Source organism: Oleiphilus sp. HI0043 (assembly GCF_001634935.1).
In genome coordinates this window covers 1-304 of record NZ_LWEY01001088.1, presented here as the reverse complement: position 1 = coordinate 304, position 304 = coordinate 1, and the positions used below count along the sequence as shown (strand labels likewise).

Genomic DNA, 304 nt, shown 5'->3' with positions numbered 1-304 from the left:
TCAAGTTCCAGTGCTTTTTTCTTTTCCAGTGCCTTTTTCTTCTCCAGAGCCTTTTTCTTCTCTAGAGCTTTTTTCTTCTCTAGAGCCTTTTTCTTCTCCAGAGCCTTTTTCTTCTCCAGAGCTTTTTTCTTCTCTAGAGCCTTTTTCTTCTCCAGAGCCTTTTTCTTCTCTAGAGCCTTTTTCTTCTCTAGAGCCTTTTTCTTCTCTAGAGCCTTTTTCTTCTCTAGAGCCTTTTTCTTCTCTAGAGCCTTTTTCTTATCCAGAGCCTTTTTCTTATCCAGAGCCTTTTGTTTTTCCTGAACCT

At 39.5% G+C, this 304-nt stretch carries 1 protein-coding gene; it reads right to left on the bottom strand.

Annotated elements, in window-relative coordinates; all coding sequences use genetic code 11:
- On the bottom strand, positions 1-304 hold a 304-nt coding region (locus A3729_RS34580; protein WP_197475821.1), incomplete at both ends, for a hypothetical protein.